Here is a 26281-nt window from a genome sequence, read left to right as displayed (position 1 = left end):
TCATCGCCAGCGTCGCTTTTGAAGGCGCGCGCGTCGTCCCATAACAAGCGGCACAAGGGCGCATGCGGCAATGCTCCCAACATCGAGGAGTTGAGAATTCATGGCCGATCTGATCGTCGTCTATTGGCGCGATATCCCTGCGCAGGTCATCGTCAAGAAAGGCCGGCAGAACGCCAAGCGCGAGCTGCCGCTGCGCTTCACCGAGGCGATCGACATGTGCGCCATGCGCACCGGCGCCGGCGGCACCGACGATTACCTCGCCGAATGGCGTAAGGCCGATCCGGTTCCGGTCGGCGACGACATCGAAGCCGAGGTTGAGAAGGCCTACCAGGAACTCGATACGAAATATGACCGCGAGCGGCTGGTCGCTCTGGTCAAGGCTGGCGGGAAAGAAAATGTCTGAGAAGCAGCCGGCGGTCACCCAGGCCACCCTGGTCAAGAAGGCAGCGCCGAAATCCGACTACAAGCCCGCGGACGTGTCGCCGCAACGCCGCGTTCAGCGCACTTTTGCCGTGAGGTTGTGGTCCATCCGCCATTCGCGACTGCTCGAATGGTTTTATGGCAGGTTCGCCGATGTCTTCCTGCTCTTGCATCCTTTGTGGAAGGGCATCGGCTACGGCCGCGTCGAAGCCCCGGTGAAATTCGTCGAGAAACGCGTCAAGGGCTTCATGTTCGACTGCCGCATGTGCGGCCAGTGCGTGCTCTCCTCCACCGGCATGTCGTGCCCGATGAACTGCCCGAAGCAGCTGCGCAACGGCCCGTGCGGCGGCGTGCGCGCCAACGGCAATTGCGAGGTCGAGCCGGACATGCCCTGCGTCTGGGTCAAGGCCTGGGAAGGCTCCCGCAACATGAAGCATGGCGACAAGATCCTCACCGTGCAGAAGCCGGTCGATCAGTCGCTGCGCGAAACCTCGGCCTGGCTCAGGGTGACCGCGCAGGCGGCTGCGGCGCGTGAAGCCGCCCAGAACCCGCAGAACCCCGGAGCGTCAGCATGAGCGTCCGCCACCAGCGCGACGAGAACCCGGCCGGCGTTCACCTGCCGCTCGATCCCCTGCCCGGCCATTCGTCGCGCGGCCGGCTGGAGCGCGTGCTGCGCCGCGGCGAGTTCGCGGTGACGACCGAGCTCAATCCGCCCGACAGCGCCGACCCGGAAGACGTCTACAACCGCGCCAAGATCTTCGACGGTTGGGTCGACGCCATCAACGCGGTCGACGCCTCCGGCGCCAACTGCCACATGTCGTCGGTCGGCATCTGCGCGCTTTTGACCCGCATGGGCTACGCCCCGATCATGCAGATCGCCTGCCGCGACAAGAACCGCATCGCCATTCAGGGCGACGTGCTGGGCGGGGCGGCAATGGGCGTCGCCAACATGCTCTGCCTCACCGGCGACGGCGTGCAGGCCGGCGATCAGCCGGGCGCCAAGCCGGTCTTCGACCTCGATTCCATGTCGCTGCTCGAAACCATCCGCATCATGCGCGACAACGGCAAGTTCCTGTCCGGCCGCAAGCTGACGACGCCGCCGCAGATCTTCCTCGGTGCTGCCGTAAACCCCTTCGCGCCGCCTTACGATTTCCGTCCCATCCATCTCGGCAAGAAGATCGCCGCCGGCGCGCAATTCGTGCAGACGCAATACTGCTTCGATGTGCCGATGTTCCGAACCTTCATGCAAAAGGCGCGCGACCTCGGCCACACCGAAAAAGTGTTCATCCTGTGCGGCGTCGGGCCGCTCGCCTCTGCCAAGACCGCCAAATGGATCCGCTCCAACGTGCCGGGCATCCATATCCCCGATGCGGTGATCAAGCGGCTCGAAGGCGCGCAGGACCAGAAGAAGGAAGGCAAGCAGCTCTGCATCGACATCATCAACGAGGTGAAGGAAATTCCGGGCGTCGCCGGCGTCCATGTGATGGCCTACCGCCAGGAAGAGTATGTCGCCGAGATCGTCGATGAATCCGGCGTGCTGAAAGGCCGCCAACCCTGGAAGCGGGAGATCCGCCGCGACGATCAGATCGTCGCGGAGCGGCTCGACCACATACTGCACGACGAGATTACCGAAACCCAGGTCGACATGGTGAAGACCGCGCATTGATGTATGTCGCCCAAAATTGGGAACCGGTTTTGGGCGACATACATGAACTTAAAGTCCAAGGCGCGGCCGGCACCCGTCCGCTTGAACAAGACCAGATAACGATATAAAGAACTCTTTATATCCCGACGGAGAGATTGCATGACCCGCACCATCGTCGCCTCGGCGACCCGAGAAATCGTCATCGGCTTCGATCAGCCCTTCTGCGTGATCGGCGAGCGCATCAACCCGACCGGCCGCAAGAAGCTGGCCGCCGAGATGGTGGCCGGCAACTTCGAGACCGTCATCAAGGATGCGCTGGAACAGGCCGCCTGCGGCGCCACCATGCTCGACGTCAATGCCGGCGTCACCGCCGTCGACCCCAATGCGACCGAGCCGGCGCTTTTGGTGCAGACGCTGGAGATCGTGCAGAACCTGGTCGATCTGCCGCTGTCTATCGACTCTTCGGTGACCGCCGCGATCGAGGCGGCGCTGAAGGTCGCCAAGGGGCGCCCGCTGGTCAACTCCGTCACCGGCGAGGAAGAGAAGCTCGAAGCCATCCTGCCGCTGGTCAAGAAATACAACGTTCCGGTCGTCGCCATCTCCAATGACGAGACCGGCATCTCGATGGATCCGGACGTCCGCTTCGCGGTCGCCAAGAAGATCGTCGAGCGCTGCGCCGATCACGGCATTCCCGCGCATGACGTCGTCGTCGATCCGCTGGTGATGCCGATCGGCGCGCTGGGCGATGCCGGCCGCCAGGTGTTCGCACTGCTGCGCCGGCTGCGCGAGGAACTCAAGGTCAACACCACTTGCGGCCTTTCCAACATCTCGTTCGGCTTGCCGCATCGCCACGGCATCAACGCCGCCTTCATCCCGATGGTGATCGGCGCCGGCATGACGAGCGCCATCATGAACCCGGTCCGCCCGCAGGAGATGGAGGCCGTGCGCGGCGCCAACGTGCTCAACGGCACCGACGAGAACTGCACCAACTGGATCCGCACCTACAAGGACTACAAGCCGTTCGAAGGCGGCCATGCGGTCGCGGCTCCGGTCGCGGTCACCGCCCCTGGCGATGGCGCCGCCGCTGTCGGCGGGCGTCGCCGCGGCGGTCGTGAAGCCCGCATGGCCAGGGGGTAAGCGCGCAATCGTGAGCCGCATTGCAAACAGCCCTGATCCGGTCGCATCGTCGATGCGGTCGGAGAAGTCTGCTTTGCGGTCAGGCGACGCCCAATATGGCGTCGAACAACGCCATTCCAGCCCAGGATCCGAAGATGCCTGTGCCGCCGCCGACGATGACATCATCGTCGTAGGCGGGCCAGAATGCGTGGAGCAGGAGCGCTCCGACGATCGCGCCGAGAATTCCGGAGGCCAGATATTGCGGATTGCGCAGCCATGGGCCTTTGAGCACGCGCACCATGGTGAAAGCGGTGAAGATGGCGGGCAGCAGAATATCCGACATGTTTGGCCCCTGGACCAACGTACACTCCACCCAACAGTAAAACGATCCGTTAAACGGTATCGGCAATTGCCATCGAGACGCGTGCCAGCATGAATCCCCCGCCCAACATCACCGATCCGCTTGTGCTGTTCATGCCGTCAGGCAAGCGCGGGCGGTTTCCCGTTGGCACGCCGGTGCTGGACGCCGCGCGCCAGCTCGGCGTCTATGTCGAGAGCGTGTGCGGCGGCCGCGCCACTTGCGGGCGCTGCCAGATCGAGGTGCAGGAAGGCAATTTCGCCAAGCACAAGATCGTCTCTGCCAACGACCACATCTCGCCCAAGGGCGCCAAGGAAGAGCGCTACGAGCGCGTGCGCGGCCTGCCCGAGCGCCGCCGCCTCTCCTGCTCGGCGCAGATTCTCGGCGACCTCGTCATTGACGTGCCGCAGGACACGGTCATCAACGCCCAGACCATCCGCAAGGCAGCCGACACCAGGGTTATCGCTCGCGATACGGCAATCCGCATGTGCTATGTCGAGATTGAAGAGCCCGACATGCACAAGCCGCTCGGCGACCTCGACCGACTCAAGATCGCCTTGATGAAGGACTGGGGTTTCAAGAACGTCGAGTTCGACTTCTATCTCATGCCGCAAGTGCAGGGCATTCTGCGCAAGGGCAATTGGACCGCCACCGCCGCCATCCACAAGGATGCGGACAGCGACATCGCGCGCGTCATCGCGCTGTGGCCAGGCCTGAAGAACGAGGCCTACGGGCTCGCCTGCGACATCGGCTCGACGACCATTGCCATGCATCTCGTGTCGCTGCTGTCGGGCCGCGTCGCCGCCTCTTCCGGCACCTCCAATCCGCAGATCCGCTTCGGCGAGGATCTGATGAGCCGCGTCTCCTACGTGATGATGAACCCGGACGGCCGCGAGGGCATGACGGTCGCCGTGCGCGAGGCCGTTTCCGGACTGGTCGACAAGGTCTGTGCGGAAGGCAATGTCCAGCGCAACGACATCCTCGACGCGGTGTTCGTCGGCAATCCGATCATGCATCATCTGTTTCTCGGCATCGATCCGACCGAGCTCGGCGGCGCGCCGTTCGCGCTCGCCGTTTCCGGCGCCGTGCGCATCAAGGCCTCCGATCTCGGCTTGAAACTGAACCAGGGCGCGCGCCTTTATATGCTCCCTTGTATCGCCGGCCATGTCGGCGCCGACGCAGCCGCGGTCACGCTCTCCGAGGGTCCGCACCGCCAGGACGAGATGATGCTGATCGTCGACGTTGGCACCAATGCCGAGATCGTGCTCGGCAACAGCACGCGCGTCGTTGCGGCCTCCTCTCCCACCGGCCCGGCCTTCGAGGGCGCCGAGATTTCCGGCGGCCAGCGCGCGGCGCCCGGCGCCATCGAGCGCGTGCGCATCGATCCCGACACGCTTGAGCCGCGCTACCGCGTCATCGGTTCGGAACTCTGGTCGGATCAGCCGGGCTTTGCCGAAAGCGTTCAGGCGACCGGCGTCACCGGCATTTGCGGCTCCGGCATCATCGAAGTGGTGGCCGAGATGTATCTCGCCGGTATCATCTCCGAGGACGGCGTCGTCGACGGATCGCTTGGTGCGCGCTCGCCGCGCATCGTCGCCTACGGCCGCACCTTCTCCTATGTGCTGAAGGACGGCGAGCCGAAGATCACCATCACCCAGAACGACGTGCGCGCCATCCAGCTCGCCAAGGCGGCGCTCTACGCCGGCACCAAGCTGTTGATGGAAAAGCAGCACACCGACCATGTCGACCGCATCCATTTCGCCGGTGCCTTCGGTTCTTTCATCGACCCGAAATACGCCATGGTGCTGGGGCTCATTCCCGATTGCGATCTCGACAAGGTCTCGGCCGTCGGCAACGCCGCCGGCGCCGGCGCGCGCATGGCGCTCCTCAATCGCGGCTACCGCCGTGAGATCGAGGAGACGGTGAGCAGGATCGAAAAGATCGAAACCGCGCTGGAGCCTAAATTCCAGGAGCACTTCGTCTACGCCATGGCGCTGCCGAACAAGGTTGACCCTTTCCCGAAGCTCGCGGCCGCAGTGAAGCTGCCGCCGCGCAAGACGGTCGGCGAGGATGGCACCGCGGGCGACGCCACCCCGCGCCGGCGCTCGCGCGAGGAACGGGCGGCGCGGCGCGGGCGCGAATAGGTTCCCTTCGCCCGAAGCCTATCTTTGGTTCGTATGCATGCAAACGTTTCCGGATCCATCGATCCGGAAACCGGAACGCTGTTTTCGTGAAATCCGCCGGAAACATGCCGGGCGCATTTAGCCCGCCATCGAAGGGCTGGCGCGAAATGTCTTCGAGCCGGCGCGACCTTCCGGAGGAACCCACTATGTCGATGTTCGATAACCTCGGCCGCTTCGGCGTGACCATCAGGCAGGCTCATGCCCGGAGCAAGGCGATCCGCGCGCTCAACGACCTGCCCGTGCATGTGCAGAAGGATATCGGCTGGCCGGCTTCGCCGCCGAGCGACCCGCAGGCAGCCCTGCACGCGCTGCTCCTGGGAACCGCCCGCTGATGACCTTCGCCGACAAATGTAAGCTGCTCGGCAAGCGCCGAGGCCGGCAAGCGGCCTCGGCGACCGGCGACAACAAGTTGCGCGCCGCGCTGCTGCCAGGGCGCCGCTGCTGCCAGGGCGCCGTTGACGCGACCGGCGTCGCATCACGCCGATGTGCCCGCTGCGAACCTTGACATTTTCAACCGAGCTACAATCTTCGCATAGCAGGGGGAATTTCTCTTAGTCGGCTCGACCGATCCGTGTTCCGTATGCCCAGTTTGAAAAGCCACGTCGTTTCGTTCATTCTCAGGCACAGCCGCAAGAAGGCCTTTTCCAGTCCCGAGAATCTGCAGCGCTGGATCGCCTACGCCCGCAAGACCGAAGACTATCATCCGCCGGCTCTTCTGAGGGCGCGGCTGGATATCGCCGAGACCAGCGTCGATGGTTTCCCCGTCTATCAGATCGCACCGAAATCGGGCGAGCGCCGGCGTATCCTCTATTTGCATGGCGGCGCCTTCGTCTTTCAGATCACGTCCTATCACTGGGTGCTGATTGCCGAGATGGCGGAGCGGCTGGGCTTCGGCATCACCGTGCCGATCTATCCGATCGCGCCGGAGCACAATTTCCATGACATGTTCGGCATGGTCGGCGACGTCTACCGGCGCATGCTGCAAGAGACCAATGCCGAGAACATCGTCTTCATGGGCGATTCCGCCGGCGGCAACATGGCAGTCGTGCTCACCATGATGGCCGCCGAGGAAGGCCTGCCCTCGCCGGCGCGCCACGTGCTGATCTCGCCCGGCCTCGATATGTCCTTGTCCAATCCGGAAGTGTTCGAAGCCGAACGCAACGACCCCTGGCTGGGCATCCCCGGCGGGCTCGAGGCGATCCGGCTCTACAGCGCCGGCATCGACCGCTCCGACTGGCACATCAGCCCGCTCTACGGCGATCTCTCGGTGCTGCCGAAGACGCTGCTGCTCACCGGCTCGCGCGACCTGCTCAGCCCCGACAATCTGATCTTCGCCGAACGGGCGCGCGCCGCAGGCGTCGAGGTCGATGTCGTCTACGAGGAAGGCATGTTCCACGTCTGGCCGCTGATCGATATGCCGGAAGCGCGGCGCGCACGTGACAGCATCGTCGACTTCCTCACCGCCGAGATCCTACCGCAGCGAGCCCATGCATCGCGCCGAACCACTTATGCGGCGCGACCTGCGCCGGCGGCCGAATAGCTCAGAACTTGCCGGTTTCCCGGAACAGTTCGAAGGTCGCACGGATGTGGTCGGCAACCGCCTTCACCGGCGCACTGGCATCGGGTGCCACCACCATGGCGAGATTGTAGGTGCCGATATCGGGCATGCCGTCCTTCGCGCCCAGAGAAACCATCTCGTCACCGAGGAAGGACTTCGGCAGCGGCGCGACGGCAAGGTCAGCCATGATGGCGGCGCGCTGGCCGGCGGTATGAGCGCTCATATAGGCGATGCGGTAGTTGCGACCTTCCCGGCCGAGCGCTTCCAGGGCGCCGGCCCGCCAGGCGCAGCCTTCTTCCCAAAGCGAAACCGGCAGCGGTTCGCGCAGATGCGCGCAGCCGCCCTTGGCGCCGGCCCAGACGATCGGCTCGGTTAGCAGCACCTCGGCGCCGACCGCGCTGGTCTTGTAGGAATTGGTGAGCAACGTGATGTCGAGCGCACGGTCGTCCATGCGGCGGCGCAGATTGACGCTCTGGTCGATGGTGACGTCGACGGCGATCGACGGATGCGATTGCGCGAAGCGCTTCAACACGTGAGGCAGCACGCGCTCGCCATAGTCGTCCGGAGAGCCAAGCCTGACCACACCGACAATGTCGGGAATGATGAACTTCGACACCACTTCGCGGTTGATCGACAAAAGCCGCCGGGCATAGCCGAGAAGCATCTCGCCGTCCGTGGTCAGCGTCACCGAGCGCGCGTCGCGCGCGAAGACGGAACGGCCGAGAATGTCTTCGAGCTTCTTGATCTGCATGGAGACCGCCGAGGGGGTGCGGAAGACCGCATTCGCGGCGGTGGTGAAGCTGCCGGTCTCGGCGATCGCCACGAAGGTGCGCAGCACGTCGAGATCGAGCAGCGGCAAAGGATGGTTGAGTGGGGCGTTCATCGGAGCTTGCTTTCAATTTTTCTGATGCAAATGATCATTCCATTTCGTTTGATTGAACATCACTTCGAGCGCATAGTCAACTCGATCGATGCAGGATGCTGCCAAAAGCAGCCATCGAACGACCATGATACAGACCTGCGATCGACATGAAATGAAGCTGAAACAGACCTGACGTAACCCATTGCCGGGCGCCTCCCTGCCCGAATCGAGGAGAAAGAAAATGTCTATCTTGTCGTCTATCGGTCGGCTCGCGACCGAATTCAGCGCCGCCCGCGCTCGCTACCAGACCGAACGCGCAATCCATGCGCTGCCGATCGAACTGCAGAAGGATATCGGCTGGCCGGAAGCCGCCGATGCCAAGACTGGATTGCGCTACGGCGTGGGAACCTGGGCCGGAGCCAAGTAAATAAGTGTGCATCACGTGCTAAGGGCTTGCCGCGTGTCAGACCGGCAGGCCCTTTTTGTTTGTACTCAAATGACTTTTCCAGCCATGCGGCCGTCGCATGACGCATATGAAGCACTCGCATAGCGGGGTCCGTTTCGAAATAAACCGCTGTAAATAATAGTAAATTTCGAACACGGAGCTCAAAAATGTCGCGTGGGATGTCGCTTTTCATAACAAGCGCTTCGTTTTTGCGATTTAGTTTTGACTGAAGCAGGCCTATATCAACGCCAGCAAAAACGAGCTGCCCCACTCCATTAAGCGAAGGCGACCCGTCTGAGCAACCAAATGGAGATGATGATGAAGCTCTTTGCCCGCCTGTTCCCCCGTCGCGAAATGAACCTGACGACCGCTCTTGAGCGTCAGCGTCTTGCCAAGACCATGCCCGGCCAGACCGGCGCCATGGCTGCCGCTCGCCTCGGCTTCGTTGCCTGAGACAGCAGTTTCGAACGGCACCTGGTTTGCCGTCGCGCTGAATGAAATTCAACGTCGCCCGGCTCCGCCGTGGCGGCGTTTTTCTTCTGACGGCGCATTCGTTGGAACCTGAAGTAGCAACCTTCGGTCTCGCGCCATCGACGATTGCCCGTTTGCGACCCGTGTCGCAAATTTAATCGTCGCTTAGCCGTCTAGCCGATTGACAGGAATGATTTTTCCTGATGTCGCTATGCTATTAGCGACATTCTGTTCGCGTCATGGCCGCGTGAGGTTTCCCGTGAATGCCGTAAAGCACCCGATCAAGAGATCGTTTGTGTTCTTCCTCATCCCCGACTTTACCATGATCGCCTTCGCAACGGCGCTCGACCCGCTCCGCTCGGCCAACCGGATGCTCGGCTACGAGGCTTATAGCTGGCGCCTGGCCAGTATCGACGGCAAGCCCGTGCGCGCCTCGAACGGCGTCGAATGCGCCGTCAACACCTCGCTCGAGGAAGAGCGCAGGAAGATGGCCGGGCCGGACCGCCCGAACATGGCGATCGTCTGCAGCGGCATGAATGTCGAGCGCTATCATAACAAGTCGGCCTTCGCCTGGCTGCGCGAGGAATACAACCGCGGCGTCGCCGTGGGCGGCCTGTGCACCGGCGCGCACATCCTGGCGGCCGCGGGCCTGCTCTCCAACAAGCGCTGCGCCATCCATTGGGAAAACCTGCCGGGCTTCTCGGAGGCCTTTCCCAAGGCCAACGTCTTCGCCGACCTCTTCGAGATCGACCAGAATGTCTACACCTGCGCAGGCGGCACCGCGGCGCTCGACATGATGCTAAAGCTGATCGGCGACGACTTCGACGAAAGCCTCGTCAACCGCGTCTGCGAGCAGGTGCTGACCGACCGCGTGCGCAGCCCGACGGATCGCCAGCGCCTGCCGCTGCGCGCCCGTCTCGGTGTGCAGAATTCCAAGGTGCTGACCATCATTGAATTGATGGAGGCGAACCTCTCCGAGCCGCTGTCGCTGATCGAGATCGCCGACCATGTCGATCTGTCGCGCCGGCAGATCGAGCGCCTCTTCCGCACCGAGATGGGCCGCTCGCCTGCCCGCTACTATCTCGAGATCCGGCTCGACCGCGCCAGGCATTTGCTCATCCAGTCGTCGCTGCCCGTGGTGGAAGTGGCTGTCGCCTGCGGTTTCGTCTCGGCCTCGCACTTCTCCAAATGCTACCGCGAGCTCTATGCCCGCTCGCCGCAGCAGGAGCGCGTCGACCGCAAGCAGTTGCTGGCCGCCTAAGCGACAAGGCTACGAAAACCTACGGCGGCTGTGTGGTCCGTATCGCCTCAATGCGGATGTCTTCGGTCAACTGCGCCTTCAGCGCCGAGAATTCCGGGCTGTTTTTGAGCGTTGCGTTATGACCGCTGGCAGGTTCGACCAGCTCAATATCGGTCGCAATAGCACTCCGCGGACGAGATGCGGTCGTTCCAGCCGGAACCTCCGAAATCGCGGACCCTGCGGTTGAGCTCGATCGAGCGGCCGCGCCTTCCTGCATTCTCATAGGCGACGAGCGTACAGCCCCGCCGCACCAGCACCGAGGAAACGCGGTCGTTCCAGAAGCCGCCCCGGAAATTGACGGCGTCGTCAGGACCCATTGCAAGCGAGCGTCCGCGGAAGTTCGCATTCTCGAACAGCACGCAGGCGGCCTCGCCGTAAAATTGGGCGCTGGCGCTTCCGGCAGATATTGTCGACGCAAGTGCCGCCAGGATGACCAAACGTTTCATGTAATATTTCCTCATTTCATCGCGTTGCGCGATGGCGCCGGCCCGATCACATTTTGCCATTGTGCCACACGAGGAAGCAAGTCCGAACCCCGCTCCGGCGGAGCTTGCCGACCGTCACCGGCTATCCATCATCCAGCCGCGGTTGCGCCACATCTTCTCACCGGCCAGGCAATCGGCGGCCGGCCTGTCGTCGGCAAGCACGACCGGCGGGTGAGCCGCCTCTTCTGCCGCCCATTGCCGCGAAGCCGGGCCGGCGAGCTCGAGCACCAGCTTGCGGCGGATCGCTTCCGGGAATTGCGTCCAGTCGTTGACCGGGATCATGAAGGCGCCCGGCCCGCCGATCACGCAGTCGCTGTAGTAGCGGTCGAGATTGGCGACGTCGAAGGCGCCGCCGTACCCGCCCCTTGTCATCAGCGGCAGTCCGTTGATGGTGATGCCCTGCCTCACCACCTCGTCGCGCGTGATGTCGACCGGCGCGCCCTGGTTGTTGGGTCCGTCGCCCGAAACGTCGATGACGCGCTTGGTCCCCTGAAAGCCGCTTTCGGCGAAAAGGTCGCTGCCGAAGGCCAGCGCGCCGGAGATCGAAGTACGTCGCGCGCTGTCCGGCGGACGTGCGTTCATCTGCGCAACGACCCGTTCGGCGTCGGCGCGATTGGCAATCGCTGTCCACGGTACGACGACCCGCTGCCATCTGGTGCCGGCCCACTCGACATAGGTGACCGCGATCTTGCCGTGGACGCCGTCGGCGATGGCCTTGAGCACGTTGTCATCCGTCAGTGCCGCCGCATAGCCACGGCGCTGGATCTCGAGTTCGGCCGGCGACATGGAGAGCGAAACATCGACTGCGAGCACCAGCTCGACATCGACCGGCTCTATCGCACTCGATCGCGTGGGCGGGCCGAGGAGCAGCGCCAGCGCGGCGGCGCCGGAAAGCCAATGCCTTGTTCGGCCCAAAGCGGACATGACGCAACGGTAAGCGATAATCGCGCATGAACAAAGCAAAAAGGCCCGGCGTCGACCGGGCCTTCCACCAATCCGGACGAACGCGCGCTCGCTTAGCTGCGCGGCTTGAGATTCTCCGGGTCGTAAAGCGGCTTGTAGCCGACGCCGGCCACCTCGACCGGATAGGTCTCGCCGAAATACTCCACCTGCAGCTTGCGACCTTCCTGGCAGTAGGCCCAGGGCAGATAGGCGAGCGCGATGTTCTTGCCGATGGTCGGGCCGTAGGCGACCGACGTGGTGAAGGAGCGCCGGCCGAGCTCGTCGACCAGCGTCTCGCCGGTCGCGGGATCCTGCACCGGCATGATGCCGACCGGATAGCGCGCGACGCCCTTGGAATCGGTGTTCTCGGTCATCACCAGCGTGCAGAGCATAGCCGGCTGATGCTCGCGGGCGCGATATTCCAGGTGCTTGGCCTTGCCGCAGAAGTCGTTCTCCTTGACCTTCGGGCGGGCAAGATCTGCCTCGAGCAGATTGTATTCGGTCAAGAGGTCGGCGTTCTGCAGCCGCAGGCTCTTCTCCATGCGGCGCGTGTTGGCGTAGGTCTCGACGCCGAACGGCATCACACCGGTCGAGCGCAGCGCGTCCCAGACGGCGAGCCCGTCCTCGTAGCGCATATGCAGTTCCCAGCCCTGCTCGCCGACATAGGAGATGCGGAAGGCGGTGACGTCCTTGCCGCCGATCCTGATCGGCTTGATCGCCGCGAACGGGAAATTCTCAGGCGTCAGCCCGTTCGGGTCCTCGACCACCTTCTGCAACGTCGTGCGCGCATTCGGTCCCCAGATGCCGATGGTGACGTATTTTTCGGTGACATCGGTGACAGTGACATCGAAACCTTTGTCCTGCGCGGTGCGCTGCATGTAGCGGAAGTCGCGCGGCCCGGCGTCGGCGCCGTCGATGACGCGGCAGCGATCGGCCATGCGGATCACGGTGAAGTCGGCGCGCACCATGCCCTCCTCATCGAGGAAGTGAGTGTAGATGCCCTTGCCGATATTGTTGTCGCCGCCGATCTTGGCCGCGCACAGCCATTCCAGCAGCGCAACATGGTCAGGGCCTTCGACGTCGTACATCGAGAAATGCGACAGGTTGACGATGCCGCAATCCTCGCTCATCGCCAGATGCTCGGCATTGGAGACGCGCCAGAAATGGCGGTTGTCCCACTCGCTCTCGCGCACCGGCACGCGGTTGGCGTATTTTTCCAGGAGATGCTCGTTGGCGGCATAGCCATGGGCGCGCTCCCAGCCGCCCAGCTCCATGAAGTAGCCGCCGAGTTCCTTCTCGCGCTCCCAGAACGGCGAGCGGCGGATGTTGCGGCCCTTGGAGAACGGCTCGCGCGGATGCACCGCCGGATTGTAGACCTTCATCGCCGTCTCGGTACAGCGATCCCAGATGAACTCCTCCTTCGTCTGGTGCGGGTAGAAGCGCGCATAGTCGATGGCGTGATGGTCGATCGCGGTGCGGCCGTCAGTCATCCAGTCGGCGATCAGCTTGCCCATGCCCGGGCCGTCCTTGACCCAGATGGCGACGGCGTACCAGAGGCCCCTGACCTTCTGGCTTTCGCCCATCGAAGGCCCGCCATCGGTCGTCACCTGCAGCAGGCCGTTGAAGGAATGGCCTTCATTGTAACCGAGCTCGCCGAGGATCGGCGTCAGTTCCATGGCGCGCTCCAGCGGCGCCATGATCTGCTCCATGTCGAGGTCGCGCTGCGAGGGCGAGAGCCGCGCCTGGTCTTTTTCCAGCAGGTCGCGCGGATGGCAAAGGCGCGGATTGGTCTCCTCGTAATAGCCCCATTCGATCTGCCCGCCCTCCGCGGTCTTGGGATCCCCGGTGTCGCGCATATAGGCCGAGTTGCCCTGGTCGCGCAGCAGCGGCCAGCCGATCTCCTTGCCGGTGCCGGCGAACTCGTTATACGGGCCGAAGAAGGTCAGCGGGTGGTCGATCGGCATGACCGGCAGGTCTTCGCCGACCAGTGCCGCGGTCAGCCGGCCCCAAATGCCGGTGCAGACGACCACATAATCGGCTTCGATAGTGCCGCGCTCGGTCACGACGCCCTTGATGCGGCCGTTCTCGACGATCAGGTCCTTGGCCGAGGTGTTGGCGAAAGCCTGGAGTTTGCCGGAAGCGACACCCTGGTCGACGAGCTTGCCGGCCACCGTCTGCGAGCGCGGGATGACGAGACCGGCGTCGGGGTCCCACAACCCGCCCTGCACAAGATGCTCCTCGATCAGCGGGAACTTCTGCTTGATCTCGGCCGGCTCGATCAGGCGCGCGCGGGTGCCGAATGCCTTGGCGGAAGCAATCTTGCGCTTGATCTCGTCCATGCGGCCGTCGTCGCCGACGCGCGCGACTTCGAGGCCGCCGATGCGCGCGTAATGCCCCATCTTCTCGTAGAAATCGATTGAATAGAGCGTCGTCCAGCAGGAGAGAAAATCGTGGCTGGTCGTGTAGCAGAAGTCCGAGGCATGCGCGGTCGAGCCGATATCGGTCGGGATGCCCGACTTGTCGATGCCCACGATGTCGTCCCAACCGCGCTCGATCAGGTGATGGGCGACCGACGCGCCGACAATACCGCCAAGACCGACGATGACGACCTTCGCCTTTTTCGGAAACTCTGCCATGCCCGCGACTCCAAAGTGCTAAAGCGGGCGCGCCGGCGCCCGTTCGAATTGCGCCAGAATATGCAGAGGACGCAGGTTGAGCTACCGCCTGTTTGCGACACATCGCGGATGCCGCGCGACCCGCCGCGCCGGCTCGGCTCCACATGCGATTTCGCTCAGGCGAAAGCCCAGAAGTCCTCGGCCTGGAAGCCGACCTGGCAGCTGGCAGCCTTGAGCTTAACCACGACGGGAACACTTCCGGCGTTATCGTTAAGCAGCGGCTACCGGAAACGATAAAAGGCCGGACAAACGCCCGGCCTTGCCGATCATATTCAAGGAGTTCTTACTTGATCCGCGCAACGCCGCCGGAGATCTCGACCGTTTCCGAACCGGTCAGCGCTTCGAGATCACCATTGGGCAGGGTGACGAAGCAGCCATTCGGGCAGAACTCCACAGTCTCGCCGGCGGCCAGCGCCAGCTCGGTCTTGCCGCCGCCTTCGGTCACGATCAACGTCCGCGTCTGGGCGTCCTTGTTGACCACGCTGGCGGCAAAAGCCGAACCGCTAAGGGCCAGGAAAGCGACGGCGGCAACGACAGACTTCCACATTGCAATTCCGGTGTTTCCACACCGCCTCTGTTCAATTTCGCAAGGCATTCTCGCCCTTTGCGTGAGAGCTTATATGAGATGTAACGTGAACCGCAACTGAATGCCGCATTCATGCCACAATCGGCTTCGGCGGCCGCCAAAGCTAGTCGGGGTCGGGCTTGCGGCCTCTTCTCTTGGTTTTAGCCAGACGCGCCTGCTCGGCCGCGGCCTCCGCTTCCAGCCGCTCGCGTTCGGCGAATTCGGCCTCGATCTTGTCGTCGTCGATCGGCCATGGCTCATGCTTCTTGCTCTCGACCGCGGCGCGGGGCGCCGACGGGATCTCGATGTGCTCGTCTTCGAAGATGTCGAAGATCGCGAATCGGATGTCGTTCTGGACGATGCTGCCGTTCAACACGTCGGCGACGAACACGCGGATCTCGAATTCCAGTGCAGCCGGGCCGAAATTGGCAAACAGCACGAAGGGTTCGGGGTTCTTGAGCACCATCGGATGGGCGCGGGCAATGCCGAGCAGGATGGCGTGGACGCGCTTGACGTCGCTGCCATAGGCGACGCCCACCTTGATGTCGACGCGGCCAAGCTTGTTGCGGTGCGTCCAGTTGCCGACCGCATTGTTGATGAGGTTCGAGTTCGGCAGGATCACCGACTGGCGCTGGAACGTCTCGATCTCGGTGGCGCGCACGCTTATCTTTCTGACCGTGCCGCTGATGTCGCCGGCGACGATCCAGTCCCCGACCTTGAACGGTCGCTCGGCAAGCAGGATCAGCCCGGAGACGAAGTTCGAGACGACGTTCTGCAAGCCGAAGCCGATACCCAGCGAAAGTGCGCCGGCGACCAGCGCCAGATTGGAAAGATCGATGCCCGCCGCCGATATGCCGACCAGCGCTGCAAGCGCGACGCCGGCATAGCCAACCGCCAGCCGGATTGAATTGCGCACGCCGGTGTCGACCTTGCCGCGCGCCATGACCGAGCCGTCGAGCCAGCCCTGGAACCAGCGCGTGAGAAAATAGCCGATGGCGAAGACGACGACGCCGGTGAGGATGCCGAGCACCGAGATGGTGACCGACCCGATGGTCACGCCCGTTGCGAGCTTAAAGGCCCAGGTTTCGATATCGCCGGGCTGGAAGCCCCACATCAAGAGGATCAGCGGCAAGAACACCAGCACAATCATCAGGTTGATGGCGATGCTGACCACCAGGCCAAGTTGGTCGAGCGCGGTGTCCTCATAGCTGGAATTGGCTGACAGCCAGCGCCCGACCGAAGTGTCGGCGAAACCGCCCTCCTCGCCGATCGCCCGCGCCGACAGGAAGCCGATATAGGCGGTGATCAGCGTGGTGCCGGTGACGACGACCTGAATAGAGACGAAAAGAGCAAGACCGATATAGCCGAGCAGTGCCGCGGCGATTGTGGAGACGCCGAGCCCGATGGCAATGAAGCGAAGCCAGGCCGGCCACGGGCGCCACGAGCCGTCCCTCGCTCTGAAAGGCTTCAGCACTCCCATCAGGATCAGGATGACGCCCACGATGACGGTGGCAACGAAGCTCCTGGCGATCGTCAGCGACAGCGGCGAGCCCATCTTCTCGTTGACGACGGACAGGAAGTAGTTGAAGCCGAGGACCACGGCCATGGCGGTGGCCAGCCGCACCAGCCAACGCGCCGGTCCGGTTGCCACTGGAGTAAGCCGCCAGTTCGGCAGCCGCGGCTCAAGGGCGGCATTGGTCAGCCGGTTGACGCAGAACGCCACCGCGACGACCGAGAGCAGCGCGTTGAGGAATTCGCCGATGTCGCCGCGCAGGACGTTGTAATAGTTGAAGAAGAACACGGTCGAGGCGAGGAACGCGCCGAGCGCCACGGTCGGCAGCAGCGTCGACCAGAACGCCACCGAAAGCCGGCTCAGGTACGACGGCTCTTCGACCGAAGCATCGGCCTCGAAGATGCGGCCGAAGAGACGCCTGCCGCCGATCAGCAGCACGGCCGCCAGCGCCAGCGCCATCAGCGTCGCCGCAAGCATCGCCTGGAACTTGAACTTCAATGCGAAGGTGAGCCAGGACGCCACCGCCTTATAGAGGCCGGTGAACTGGTCGTGCGCGTCGGAAAAGGCCTGCGGGCTCAGCGCATCGCTCAACTCGTAGCGTTTCGTCAGAACGCTGCGGAAAAGCTGACTGCGTAGCGTGGCGATCCTGTCGACCAGCCCGCTGATGCGGATGGACAGGTTCTGCGCGCCGGCGACCACGGCGTTGATCTCGGCCTTCTCGGCCGTAAGCGCCGCGCGCTCGTTGGCGACGATCGCCGGCTCCGGCGGCTGCCCCTGGGCCGGCGGCGGCCCCAATACCTGGATGCGCGCATTGATGTCGTTGAGGCGTGATCGGAACGCGAGCGCGCTGTTCAGCGCTGCCCGTGAAATATCCTCGAGCTGCAAGCGGATATCGACAAGGCCGGCGTCGTCCTGGTCTGGGGCGCTTAACTTGTTCTCCAGTCCGTCGGTCTTGGCCGTCAGATCCTGGATGGCCTTGGTCTGGTCGGCGATGAGCTGCGTGGAGCCCTGGCCGATCGCCTGCGCCATCGCGCCGGGCGAGGACTGCGCCGCGACGGCGACAATGGCGATCAGGATCAGGCGGAGCAGTCGGAAAATCATGACGTGACGGGCGACTCACGGCCGAAAAATCTTCGAAAATCCCGCCCTTGATAAAGACCGGCCTATCAAGCGGCAAGACGTCTCCATCCGCGGGCCTCGGCGCGGATCGAAGTCGGCCTGTCGAAAAGCGATGGCGCAATCTTGGCTTTGCGCTTCTCGCCTGCTCTATAGTCTGCCGGCTCGCACCAAAAGGACGACAGGAAGAATGGCGGAATACTCAGCCTTTTCGCTGCTCAAGAACGCGCTCAACGGCAACCAGGACTGGAAACCGGCCTGGCGCAAGCCGGACCCCAAGGCCTCCTATGATGTGATCGTCATCGGCGGCGGCGGCCATGGGCTCTCGACCGCCTATTACCTCGCCAAGGAGCACGGCATCACCAATGTCGCTGTGCTGGAAAAAGGCTGGCTGGGCTCGGGCAATGTCGGCCGCAACACCACGGCAGTGCGCTCCAACTATCTTTTGCCGCAGAACACCCGCTTCTACGAGCATTCGATGAAGCTGTGGGAGAACCTGTCGCATGACCTCAACTACAACGTCATGTTCTCGCAGCGGGGCTGCCTGAACCTCGCGCACACGCCGGCTCAGCTCGACGACTATGCAAGGCGCGGCAATGCCATGCGTCATCTCGGCGTCGACGCCGAGCTGATGAGCGTCAAAGAGATCAAGCGACTTGTTCCGGCCCTGGACGTTTCGGGCTCGGCGCGATTTCCAATCCTTGGCGGGCTGATGCAGCCGCGTGCCGGAACCGCGCGCCACGACGCCGTCGCCTGGGGCTATGCGCGCGGCGCCGACCGGCGCGGCGTCGACATCATCGAGAATTGCGAGGTCACCGGCTTCCTGCGCGACGGCGACCGCATCACCGGTGTGACGACGACGCGCGGCGATATCCGCGCCAAGAAGGTGGCGCTTGCGGTGGCCGGCAGCACCGGCCAAGTCATGCAGCTTGCCGGCATTTCGCATATGCCGATCGAAAGCCACGTTCTGCAGGCCTTCGTCTCGGAATCGCTGAAGCCGATCATCGGCACCGTGCTCACCTTCGGCATGGGCCACTTCTACATCTCGCAATCCGACAAGGGCGGCCTCGTCTACGGTGGGGACCTCGACGGCTACAACAGCTATGCCCAGCGCGGCAGCCTGCCCGTCGTCGACGAGGTGATGAGCGAGATGCTGGCACTGTTCCCGGGCCTGGCGCGGGTGCGCATGCTGCGCTCCTGGGGCGGGCTTTGTGACATGACGATGGACGGTTCGCCGATCATCACCGCCGGCCCGCTGCCCGGCATGTATCTCAATTGCGGCTGGTGTTATGGCGGCTTCAAGGCGACACCAGCCTCAGGCTGGTGCTTTGCCTGGACCATCGCCAAGGACGAGCCGCACGAGTTCAACGCGCCCTTCACGCTCGACCGTTTCTATCGCGGCCTCATCATCGACGACAAAGGCCAGGGCGCGACGCCGCGGCTGCATTAGGTTTCGAATCATATGCTGATCACTTGTCCCTATTGCGGCCCGCGCGATGTCATTGAGTTCACCTACCAGGGCGACGGCAACCGCGAGCGGCCGCAGCCGGCCTCGCAGGATCTCGACGCCTGGAATGCCTATGTCTACGACCGGCTGAACCCGGCCGGCGACCACAATGAGATCTGGCAGCATTCCGGCGGCTGCCGCGCGCATCTGCGGGTGGTGCGAAACACCTTAACCCATGAAATCCTGAGCACTGCCTTTGCCCGTGGCGGACACAAGTCCGCGGGCCACAAAGCGGGAGGCCACCAGTGAGCCCTCGCCGCACAGAAACCGGCGGCCGCATCGACCGGCTGCGCACCATCCGCTTCACCTTCGACGGCGCGCGCTATACCGGACACGCCGGCGACACGCTCGCTTCGGCGCTGCTCGCCAACGGCGTGACGCTGTTCGGCCGTTCGTTCAAATACCATCGCCCGCGCGGCCTGCTCGCCGCCGGCGTCGAGGAACCGAACGCTCTGGTGACGGTGCTGCGCGGCGAGGTGCGCGAGCCCAACATTTCCGCCACCATGGTCGAGATCTATGACGGGCTCGTCGCGGTCAGCCAGAACCGCTCCCCCTCGCTCGCCTGGGATATCGGCGCGCTCAACCAGCTCGGCGGCAAGCTCCTGTCGGCCGGCTTCTATTACAAGACCTTCATGGGACCGGTGATCGGCCCGTTGAAAGGCACGCGCTTCTGGATGTTCTGCGAGCATTTCATCCGCCGCGCCGCCGGCCTCGGCAGAGCCGGCACCGCGCCCGATACCTCGCGCTACGAGCGCATGAACGCCTTCTGCGACGTGCTGGTCGTCGGTTCCGGCCCGGCCGGGCTGATGGCGGCGAAGGCCGCGGCCGACCAGGGCGCCCGCGTGATCCTGGCCGAGCTCGAAGCAAAGTTCGGCGGCTCCGCCAACTGGTCGGGCGAAACCATCGACGGGGCGTCGGCAGCCGACTGGGCGGCGCGCATCGTCGGCCAGCTCGAAGGCAATGACAATGTCCGCCTTCTGCCGCGCACGACGGTGTGGGGCTATTACGACGGCAACACGCTGGCCGCGCTCGAACGGGTGACGGACCACAAGGAAGTTCCGGCCAAGGGCGAGCCGCGCCAGCGCTACTGGGCGATCCGCGCCAAAACGGTGGTTCTCGCCACCGGCTCCTTCGAGCGTCCGCTGGTATTCCCCGGCAACGATCGTCCGGGCGTCATGCTGGCGCATGCGGCCGAACGCTACGCCAATGAATATGGCGTGCTGCCCGGTGAACGCATCGCACTGTTCACCAACAATGACAGCGCCTATCGTTCCGCCGTTGCACTGAAGAAGGCCGGGGCCGCCGTCGTCGCCATCGTCGATGTCCGCAGCGACGTGTCGAACGAGATGAGCAGGCTGGCGAGCCAGGCCGAAGCAGAGCTGCTTGCCGGCCATGCCGTGGTTGCGACCGAAGGCGGCAAGGCGCTCACCGGTCTCAAGGTGCGGCGCTTCGAATTGATGAACGGCGCGCTGAGCGGCGATGAGCGCAGCATCCATGCCGACTGCCTGTTGATGTCGGGTGGCTGGTCACCGACGATCCATCTCGCCAGCCAGGCTGGAGCCAGGGCCATATGGAACCCTGCCAGGCAGGCCTTCCTGCCGCCGCAGCCGACGCAGCGCTGGATCGGCGCCGGCGCCTTCACCGGCAGTTTCACGACCGCGGAAGCCATTGCCGAAGGCCGCGCGGCTGGCCTTCAGGCCGCCGGCGGAAGCGCGTCCTCCGCTCCGCTACTCGTCGTCGAGGCCGTCGCCGGCGAACCGGATCCGGCACCGGTCTTCGAGATCAAGGCCAAGGGCAAAAGCTTCGTCGATTTCCAGCACGACGTGACCGCCGAGGATGTGCGGCTCGCGCACCGCGAGGGCTTCGTCTCGGTCGAGCATCTGAAGCGCTACACAACGCTCGGCATGGCGACCGACCAGGGCAAAAACTCCAACGTGCCGGGCCTCGCCATCATGGCCGAGACGCTGGGCAAGCCGATCCCCGAAGTCGGTACGACGCGGTTCCGGCCGCCCTACACGGCCGTGTCGATCGGCTCGCTGGCGGCCGAGCGCTTCGGCGACCTGAAGCCCGAGCGGCTCACGCCGATGCACGACTGGCACATCGACAACGGCGCAACCATGTATGCGGCCGGTCTCTGGTACCGCCCGATGATCTACGGTCTCGCCGGCGAGACGGTCGAGCAGGCCTATGTCCGCGAGGCCGCGGCAACGCGTGAGAGCGCCGGCATCGTCGATGTCTCGACGCTTGGGAAGATCGCCGTTCAGGGCCCGGATGCGGCGGAATTCCTCGACCGCGTTTACACGAACATGTTTTCCACCCTCGCGGTCGGCAAGGCCCGCTACGGTCTGATGCTGCGCGAGGATGGGCTTGCCTTCGACGACGGCACCACATGGCGGCTTGGCGAACAGGATTTCCTGATGACCACCACCACCGCCAATGCCGGCAAGGTGATGCAGCATCTGGAATATTTCCTCGACGTGATCTGGCCGGAACTGAAGGTCACCGTCACCTCCGTCACCGACGAGTGGGCGGGGGCCGCGATCGGGGGACCGAAAGCCAGGGCGATCCTTGCTGCCTGCGTGAAGGGCACGGCCGTCGACAACGCCGCGCTTCCCTTCATGGGCATTGTGCACGGTGAGATCGCCGGCGTGCCGGTGATGATCTGCCGCCTCTCCTTCTCCGGCGAGATGGCCTTCGAGGTCTATTCCGGCGCCGGCTATGGAATACGCGTTTGGGAGGCTCTCATCGAGGCCGGCAAGCCTTTCGGCCTGGTCGCCTACGGGCTCGAGGCGCTTGGCACCATGCGCATCGAGAAGGGCCACGTCACCGGCGCGGAGATCGACGGCCGCACCACGGCGCGCGACCTGCATCTCGACTGGATGCTGTCGAAGAAGAAGCCCTTCATCGGTTCCGCCATGATGGACCGCGAAGGGCTGATCGCTCCGGACCGGCTGGAACTGGTCGGCTTGATCGCTCTCGACAACCGCGCGCTCAACGGTGGCGGACATATCGTCGAGGAACTGGACGCAGAGAACCCGCACGATTCGATCGGTCATATCACCGCCTGCTGCTATTCGCCGGCGCTCGGCAAATACATAGCGCTTGCGCTGGTCAAAGGCGGCAAGGGGCGCCACGGCACGCGCGCCTTCGTCTCCGATCCGCTGCGCAACCGGTTCGGGCCGGTCGAGATCGTCTCCAACCATTTCTACAATCCGGACGGGAGCCGCATGCATGGTTGAACGACAACTTCCCGGGCGGCAATTGCCTGAGCGCCTGTCGCCGCTTGAACCGGTCTATCATCCAGGCTCGCACGGCAATTTCGAGCATGGCGTTGACGTTATCCTGTCCGAAACGCGGCCGGGCTCGATCCTGCAGCTCGCAGCATGGCCGGGCGAGGAGAAGCGGCTGATGTCCGGCATATACAAGATGACAGGCCTTGCCCTGCCGGATGGAGCCGGCGGCGGCGTCGTCAACGGCGCGAAAGCCGCGTTCGGATTCGCGCCGGGCAAATTCACGGTGGTTGACGAGGCCGAGGGCTTGGCTTCCGCGTTCACGGGCCTCATCACGCCCTCCATCGGCACGATTACCGATCTCTCGCATGGCCGTACCGCGATTCGCATTTCTGGGCCCAAAGCGGAGTGGGTGATGGCGAAACTCTTCGCTATCGACTTCGCCTTGCCGGCCTTGCCGCTCGGCGCCGGCCGCTCGACCAACCACCACGATGTCTTTGCACAGATCCAGCGCACCGGTGGCGACCAATTTGACATCTATGTGTTCCGCTCCTTCGCGCGCTCCTTTTGGAAGGCCTTGTGCCACGCGAGCGAGGAAGTCGGCTACGAGGTGCACTGAGCGCAATTCCAGGAAAATTGCGCGGCGGTTTTCCGTGCCGAATTGCTTCTGAGCAGGCAGCACTCGGGGATTGGTTCAGCCGGCGCGTGGCACTATCGACGGCCACAACTGCTGCTTGAGCCTTGGGCCAGCGAAGACGATAGATAAGGCAACGTGGGCTCTCGGAGCCTCAGGCAACCGGTTCGACAACATCCTTCCATGACCGCAGAGACTACGGCGACAGCCACGACCCGCTTTGCTCCGGCGGGTGACCCGTCGCTGCTGTTGCCGGCGACCGTCGCCTGCGGCGTGTTCATGACCAGCCTCGACCAGAATGTCATTGTGACCGCGCTGCCCGGCATCGGCGAAAGCCTGGGCCGCCCGCCCAGCCAGCTCGGGCTTTTGATCACCGTCTATGTCGCGAGCCTCATCGTCACGATGCCGCTCGGCGGCTGGCTGGCCGACCGCTTCGGCCTGCGCAACGTCTATTGCTTTGCGCTGCTGGTCTTCGCCAGCGCCTCGGCCCTCTGCGGCCTGTCGGAAAACATCTGGATGCTGGTCGGCTCTCGCGCGCTGCAGGGCTTCGGCGGTGCGCTGATGGGCAGCCTCGGGCAGGTCGTGATCCTGTCGAGCTTTCCGCGCGACCGCACGCTCAGGATCAACATGTATATTTCGCTCGCCGGCCAGTCCGGCCCGCTGGTCGGGCCCCTCGTCGGTGGCGCGCTGACCACTTACGTCTCGTGGCGCTGGATCTTCTACATCAACATACCGATCGCGCTGACGGCCGCGTTGCTCGCGGCCTCGCTGTTCCCCACGACCACCAAGCCGGTCCGCACGCCCTTCGATTTTCCCGGCTTCCTGCTAGTCGGCGGCGGCATGGCGCTGCTCGTCTTCGGCATGGATTCGCTTGCCGCGAAGGACGCCGCCGCCAGCATTATCGGCGTCGAGCTTGGCCTGGCAATCGCCATCCTCACCGTCGCCGCCTTCTATTGTCTGCGGGCCCGAAACCCTTTGCTCGACCTCAATCTGCTGCGTATCCGCACCTTCCGCATCAGCTTTCTGACCGGCGGCGGGCTCGACACGATAGGGCTAAGCTCCGTTGTCTTCCTGCTGCCGCTGATGTTCCAGCTCGGCTTCGGCATGAGCGCGGTGCAGGCCGGATCGCTGACCTTCGTCGCGGCGATCGGCTCGCTGCTTATGCGGTTCTTCATGCCGCGCATCTTGAACCGCTTCGGCTTCAAGCGGGTTCTGATCGTCAACACGCCGATCGCCGCCCTGCTGGTCGCCGGTTTTGCCTTGATGCAGGAAAGCACGCCTACCTGGATCGTGCTTGCCTACATCTTCGCCTTCGGCCTTTTCCGTTCGGTGCAGTGGGCCTCGACCGGCAACCTCGCCTACTCGGACATCGCGCCCGAGCAGCTCTCGCGCTTCAGCGCCCTATACTACATCCTTTGGCAACTGGCGGTGGCGATCAGCGTCGGTCTGGCCGCTGCGATGCTCTCACTGCTCGCCGGCGGCGGCCAGGCGAGCGTCAACGACTACCGGCTCCTGTTCGTTGTCGAAGGCTTGATCACGCTTTGCGCGCTGCTCGCCTATTTCAGGCTCACCCCGCAGGACGGTGCCCATGTCAGCGGCCATGGCGGGCATATCAGCACGGATTAGCACATCGGGCTGCGGTCCGCGCCGGAGCTACTTCGCGAACGTCACCCAGTCTTCGAGCGGCGCGCGGTCGGTGCGGAATTCGTTCTCGGGCTTGGACGTGTCCTCATAGCCGAGTGCCATGCCGCAGACCACGATCTCCTCGTCGGGAATGTCGAGCACCGGGCGGATCTGCCGGTGATAGGGCGCGAAAGCCGCCTGCGGACAGGTATGCAGGCCCCTGCCCCGTGCCGCGACCATGATGTTCTGCAGAAACATGCCGTAGTCGATCCACGAGCCCTTGTTCAGCCGCCGGTCGACCGTGAAGATCAGGCCGACCGGCGCGTCGAAGAAGACGAAGTTGCGGTCGTGCTGCGCCCGCATCCTGTCGACTTCGCGTCGGCCGATGCCGATCGCGCCGTAGAGACCGAAACCGTTGGCGCGACGCCGGCTGAGATAGGGCTCGAAGAACTGGTCGGGATAGTAACGGTACTCGTCCCATTCGGCCTTTTCGGCGCGGATGCCCGAATTGAGGATGGCGTCGCTGATGCGCCGCTTCACCTCGCCCTTGGTCACATAGACACGCCAGGGCTGCATGTTGGTGCCCGAGGGTGCCCTTGCCGCGACCGTCAGGATGGCGCGGATTGTGCTGTCGTCGACCATGTCGGGCAAAAACGCGCGTACCGACCGGCGCGACATGATCGCCTCGTCGACGATCGCTGCGTCGAGCGCGCTCCGGTTATTCTTCTCCAGCATGGGCCGTCCCTTCACGCATGGCTGGACCCGGCAACCCGATTCCCGCAACGACCATAGGCAGACACAAATAACTAACTGGTCCTCGACCGGACGCCCCACTCGCCGTTCGATGGCGAGGCTTTGCATCAACCGCCAAAATGGCGCAAGCAAATCTTGCGTAGCATGAAAATTCACTTGATTTTTTCATGCGCTTGCTTTTTCATGAAATTTGAGCAGATTTTTTCACGAGGAGCGGGTGACCTCGACCGCCATCAGATCGGAGCAGGACAATGGCGAGCGGCTGCTGGCCGGCGACATCCGCGCACTGCGCAAGGCCCGCGGGTTGACGCTTGCCGAGATCGCTCTGAAGCTCGACCGCTCGGTAGGTTGGGTCAGCCAGGTCGAGCGCGGCCTGTCGGTCCCTTCGCTTGGTGATCTGCGGGCCTTCGCCGAACTGTTCGGAGTGCCGCTTAGCCTGTTCTTTAGCCATGATGTGCCTGCCGAAGAGGAGCGCGGCGTGGTTGTGCGCGCCGGCAGCCGCCGCTCGCTTGGCACAAGCGAATCGGGCCTCGTGGAGGAGCTTCTGTCGCCCGATCTTGGCGGTAGCTTCGAGATGCTGCGCTCGGTCTTCGCGCCGGGCGCGGAACTGAACACCGAAGCACGGCGTCCGACCGAGGAAGCGGGCTACGTCGCGTCGGGCACTTTCGAACTCGAGATCGGTGGCGTCTGGCATCGGCTCAGCGAAGGCGACTCGTTCCGCTTCGAAGGCAAGCCGTTCCGCTGGCGCAATCCTGGCGCCGAGCCGGCGGTCGTCATCTGGGTGGTTTCGCCACCGGTGTACTGAACCAAATGCATGGCGCCCAAAACTGTGCAGCGGTCTTTGGGACAGGGCCTGCGTGAAACAAAGAATCAAAAGCGC

At 63.9% G+C, this 26281-nt stretch carries 24 protein-coding genes; 16 read left to right on the top strand and 8 right to left on the bottom strand.

What is annotated here, in order from left to right:
* Positions 1-100: 100 nt before the first annotated feature.
* From CK218_RS21750 to CK218_RS21735, 4 genes are all read left to right on the top strand, one after another.
* The gene (locus tag CK218_RS21750) at positions 101-403 is read left to right on the top strand and encodes a virulence factor (RefSeq protein WP_066999671.1); all 303 of its coding nucleotides are present in this window, start codon (positions 101-103) and stop codon (positions 401-403) included.
* Entirely contained in the window at positions 396-995 is a 600-nt protein-coding gene (locus CK218_RS21745; RefSeq protein ID WP_066999668.1) for a methylenetetrahydrofolate reductase C-terminal domain-containing protein, read from the top strand. Before CK218_RS21750 ends, CK218_RS21745 begins: the two co-directional genes overlap by 8 nt.
* Positions 992-2086 carry a methylenetetrahydrofolate reductase gene (locus tag CK218_RS21740; protein WP_095828844.1) on the top strand — a complete coding sequence of 365 codons (1095 nt, stop codon included), beginning with the start codon at positions 992-994 and terminating at the stop codon, positions 2084-2086. The genes CK218_RS21745 and CK218_RS21740 overlap by 4 nt, the downstream gene beginning before the upstream one ends.
* A gap of 138 nt (positions 2087-2224) precedes the next feature.
* A complete protein-coding gene (locus CK218_RS21735; protein WP_066999662.1) occupies positions 2225-3202 on the top strand; it encodes a methyltetrahydrofolate cobalamin methyltransferase in 978 nt (325 codons plus the stop codon).
* A gap of 79 nt (positions 3203-3281) precedes the next feature.
* Here CK218_RS21735 and CK218_RS21730 read toward each other — a convergent pair whose 3' ends face one another.
* Positions 3282-3524, bottom strand: a complete 243-nt coding sequence (locus tag CK218_RS21730; protein ID WP_245299687.1) for a hypothetical protein — start codon at positions 3522-3524, stop codon at positions 3282-3284.
* 89 nt (positions 3525-3613) lie between these two features.
* On the opposite strand from CK218_RS21730, the gene CK218_RS21725 reads away from it, so the two are divergent.
* The 3 genes from CK218_RS21725 (at position 3614) to CK218_RS21715 (ending at position 7262) form a co-directional block, all read left to right on the top strand.
* Positions 3614-5683 carry an ASKHA domain-containing protein gene (locus CK218_RS21725; protein ID WP_095828843.1) on the top strand — a complete coding sequence of 690 codons (2070 nt, stop codon included), beginning with the start codon at positions 3614-3616 and terminating at the stop codon, positions 5681-5683.
* 185 nt (positions 5684-5868) lie between these two features.
* Positions 5869-6054, top strand: coding sequence for a hypothetical protein (locus tag CK218_RS21720; protein ID WP_067329623.1), 186 nt, complete (start codon positions 5869-5871; stop codon positions 6052-6054).
* A 248-nt stretch (positions 6055-6302) separates the two neighbouring features.
* On the top strand, positions 6303-7262 hold the full coding sequence (locus tag CK218_RS21715; protein ID WP_095828842.1) for an alpha/beta hydrolase: 960 nt from the start codon (positions 6303-6305) through the stop codon (positions 7260-7262).
* Position 7263: 1 nt separating this feature from the next.
* On the opposite strand, the gene CK218_RS21710 is transcribed toward CK218_RS21715, so the two are convergent.
* Positions 7264-8163, bottom strand: coding sequence for a LysR substrate-binding domain-containing protein (locus tag CK218_RS21710; protein WP_066999645.1), 900 nt, complete (start codon positions 8161-8163; stop codon positions 7264-7266).
* Positions 8164-8383: 220 nt separating this feature from the next.
* Here CK218_RS21710 and CK218_RS21705 point away from each other — a divergent pair, with 220 nt between their 5' ends.
* The 3 genes from CK218_RS21705 (at position 8384) to CK218_RS21695 (ending at position 10319) form a co-directional block, all read left to right on the top strand.
* Positions 8384-8569, top strand: coding sequence for a hypothetical protein (locus CK218_RS21705; protein WP_066999640.1), 186 nt, complete (start codon positions 8384-8386; stop codon positions 8567-8569).
* Positions 8570-8905: 336 nt separating this feature from the next.
* Entirely contained in the window at positions 8906-9040 is a 135-nt protein-coding gene (locus CK218_RS31430; protein WP_082980636.1) for a hypothetical protein, read from the top strand.
* A gap of 340 nt (positions 9041-9380) precedes the next feature.
* A complete protein-coding gene (locus CK218_RS21695; RefSeq protein WP_348626470.1) occupies positions 9381-10319 on the top strand; it encodes a GlxA family transcriptional regulator in 939 nt (312 codons plus the stop codon).
* 143 nt (positions 10320-10462) lie between these two features.
* Here the strand turns inward: CK218_RS21695 and CK218_RS21690 are convergent, their stop codons facing one another.
* The 5 genes from CK218_RS21690 to CK218_RS21670 all read right to left on the bottom strand — a co-directional run bounded on the left by CK218_RS21690 (position 10463) and on the right by CK218_RS21670 (position 17639).
* The gene (locus tag CK218_RS21690; RefSeq protein ID WP_095828922.1) at positions 10463-10804 is read right to left on the bottom strand and encodes a peptidase inhibitor family I36 protein; all 342 of its coding nucleotides are present in this window, start codon (positions 10802-10804) and stop codon (positions 10463-10465) included.
* 114 nt (positions 10805-10918) lie between these two features.
* Positions 10919-11767, bottom strand: a complete 849-nt coding sequence (locus CK218_RS21685; RefSeq protein ID WP_067329284.1) for a DUF1194 domain-containing protein — start codon at positions 11765-11767, stop codon at positions 10919-10921.
* A 92-nt stretch (positions 11768-11859) separates the two neighbouring features.
* Entirely contained in the window at positions 11860-14421 is a 2562-nt protein-coding gene (locus CK218_RS21680; RefSeq protein WP_095828841.1) for an FAD-dependent oxidoreductase, read from the bottom strand.
* A gap of 322 nt (positions 14422-14743) precedes the next feature.
* On the bottom strand, positions 14744-15007 hold the full coding sequence (locus CK218_RS21675; RefSeq protein ID WP_179294567.1) for a hypothetical protein: 264 nt from the start codon (positions 15005-15007) through the stop codon (positions 14744-14746).
* A gap of 142 nt (positions 15008-15149) precedes the next feature.
* A complete protein-coding gene (locus CK218_RS21670; protein ID WP_095828839.1) occupies positions 15150-17639 on the bottom strand; it encodes a mechanosensitive ion channel family protein in 2490 nt (829 codons plus the stop codon).
* 205 nt (positions 17640-17844) lie between these two features.
* On the opposite strand from CK218_RS21670, the gene CK218_RS21665 reads away from it, so the two are divergent.
* The 5 genes from CK218_RS21665 to CK218_RS21645 all read left to right on the top strand — a co-directional run bounded on the left by CK218_RS21665 (position 17845) and on the right by CK218_RS21645 (position 24651).
* Entirely contained in the window at positions 17845-19104 is a 1260-nt protein-coding gene (locus tag CK218_RS21665; protein WP_095828838.1) for a sarcosine oxidase subunit beta, read from the top strand.
* Between the two features lie 12 nt (positions 19105-19116).
* Entirely contained in the window at positions 19117-19410 is a 294-nt protein-coding gene (locus tag CK218_RS21660; RefSeq protein WP_067329272.1) for a sarcosine oxidase subunit delta, read from the top strand.
* Positions 19407-22400, top strand: coding sequence for a sarcosine oxidase subunit alpha (locus tag CK218_RS21655; RefSeq protein ID WP_095828837.1), 2994 nt, complete (start codon positions 19407-19409; stop codon positions 22398-22400). Before CK218_RS21660 ends, CK218_RS21655 begins: the two co-directional genes overlap by 4 nt.
* A 22-nt stretch (positions 22401-22422) precedes the next feature.
* On the top strand, positions 22423-23010 hold the full coding sequence (locus CK218_RS21650; protein ID WP_095828921.1) for a sarcosine oxidase subunit gamma: 588 nt from the start codon (positions 22423-22425) through the stop codon (positions 23008-23010).
* Positions 23011-23208: 198 nt separating this feature from the next.
* Complete coding sequence (locus CK218_RS21645; RefSeq protein WP_095828836.1) at positions 23209-24651, top strand: MFS transporter; 1443 nt, start codon at positions 23209-23211, stop codon at positions 24649-24651.
* A gap of 27 nt (positions 24652-24678) precedes the next feature.
* On the opposite strand, the gene CK218_RS21640 is transcribed toward CK218_RS21645, so the two are convergent.
* Positions 24679-25383 (bottom strand): nitroreductase, encoded by a 705-nt coding sequence (locus CK218_RS21640; protein ID WP_066999610.1) that lies wholly within the window; start codon positions 25381-25383, stop codon positions 24679-24681.
* Between the two features lie 235 nt (positions 25384-25618).
* Here CK218_RS21640 and CK218_RS21635 point away from each other — a divergent pair, with 235 nt between their 5' ends.
* On the top strand, positions 25619-26206 hold the full coding sequence (locus CK218_RS21635) for an XRE family transcriptional regulator (protein WP_179294566.1): 588 nt from the start codon (positions 25619-25621) through the stop codon (positions 26204-26206).
* Positions 26207-26281: the final 75 nt, after the last annotated feature.

It is taken from the genome of Mesorhizobium sp. WSM3879, assembly GCF_002294915.1.
Taxonomy (GTDB): domain Bacteria; phylum Pseudomonadota; class Alphaproteobacteria; order Rhizobiales; family Rhizobiaceae; genus Mesorhizobium.
This window is presented reverse-complemented; position numbering and strand designations above follow the sequence as displayed.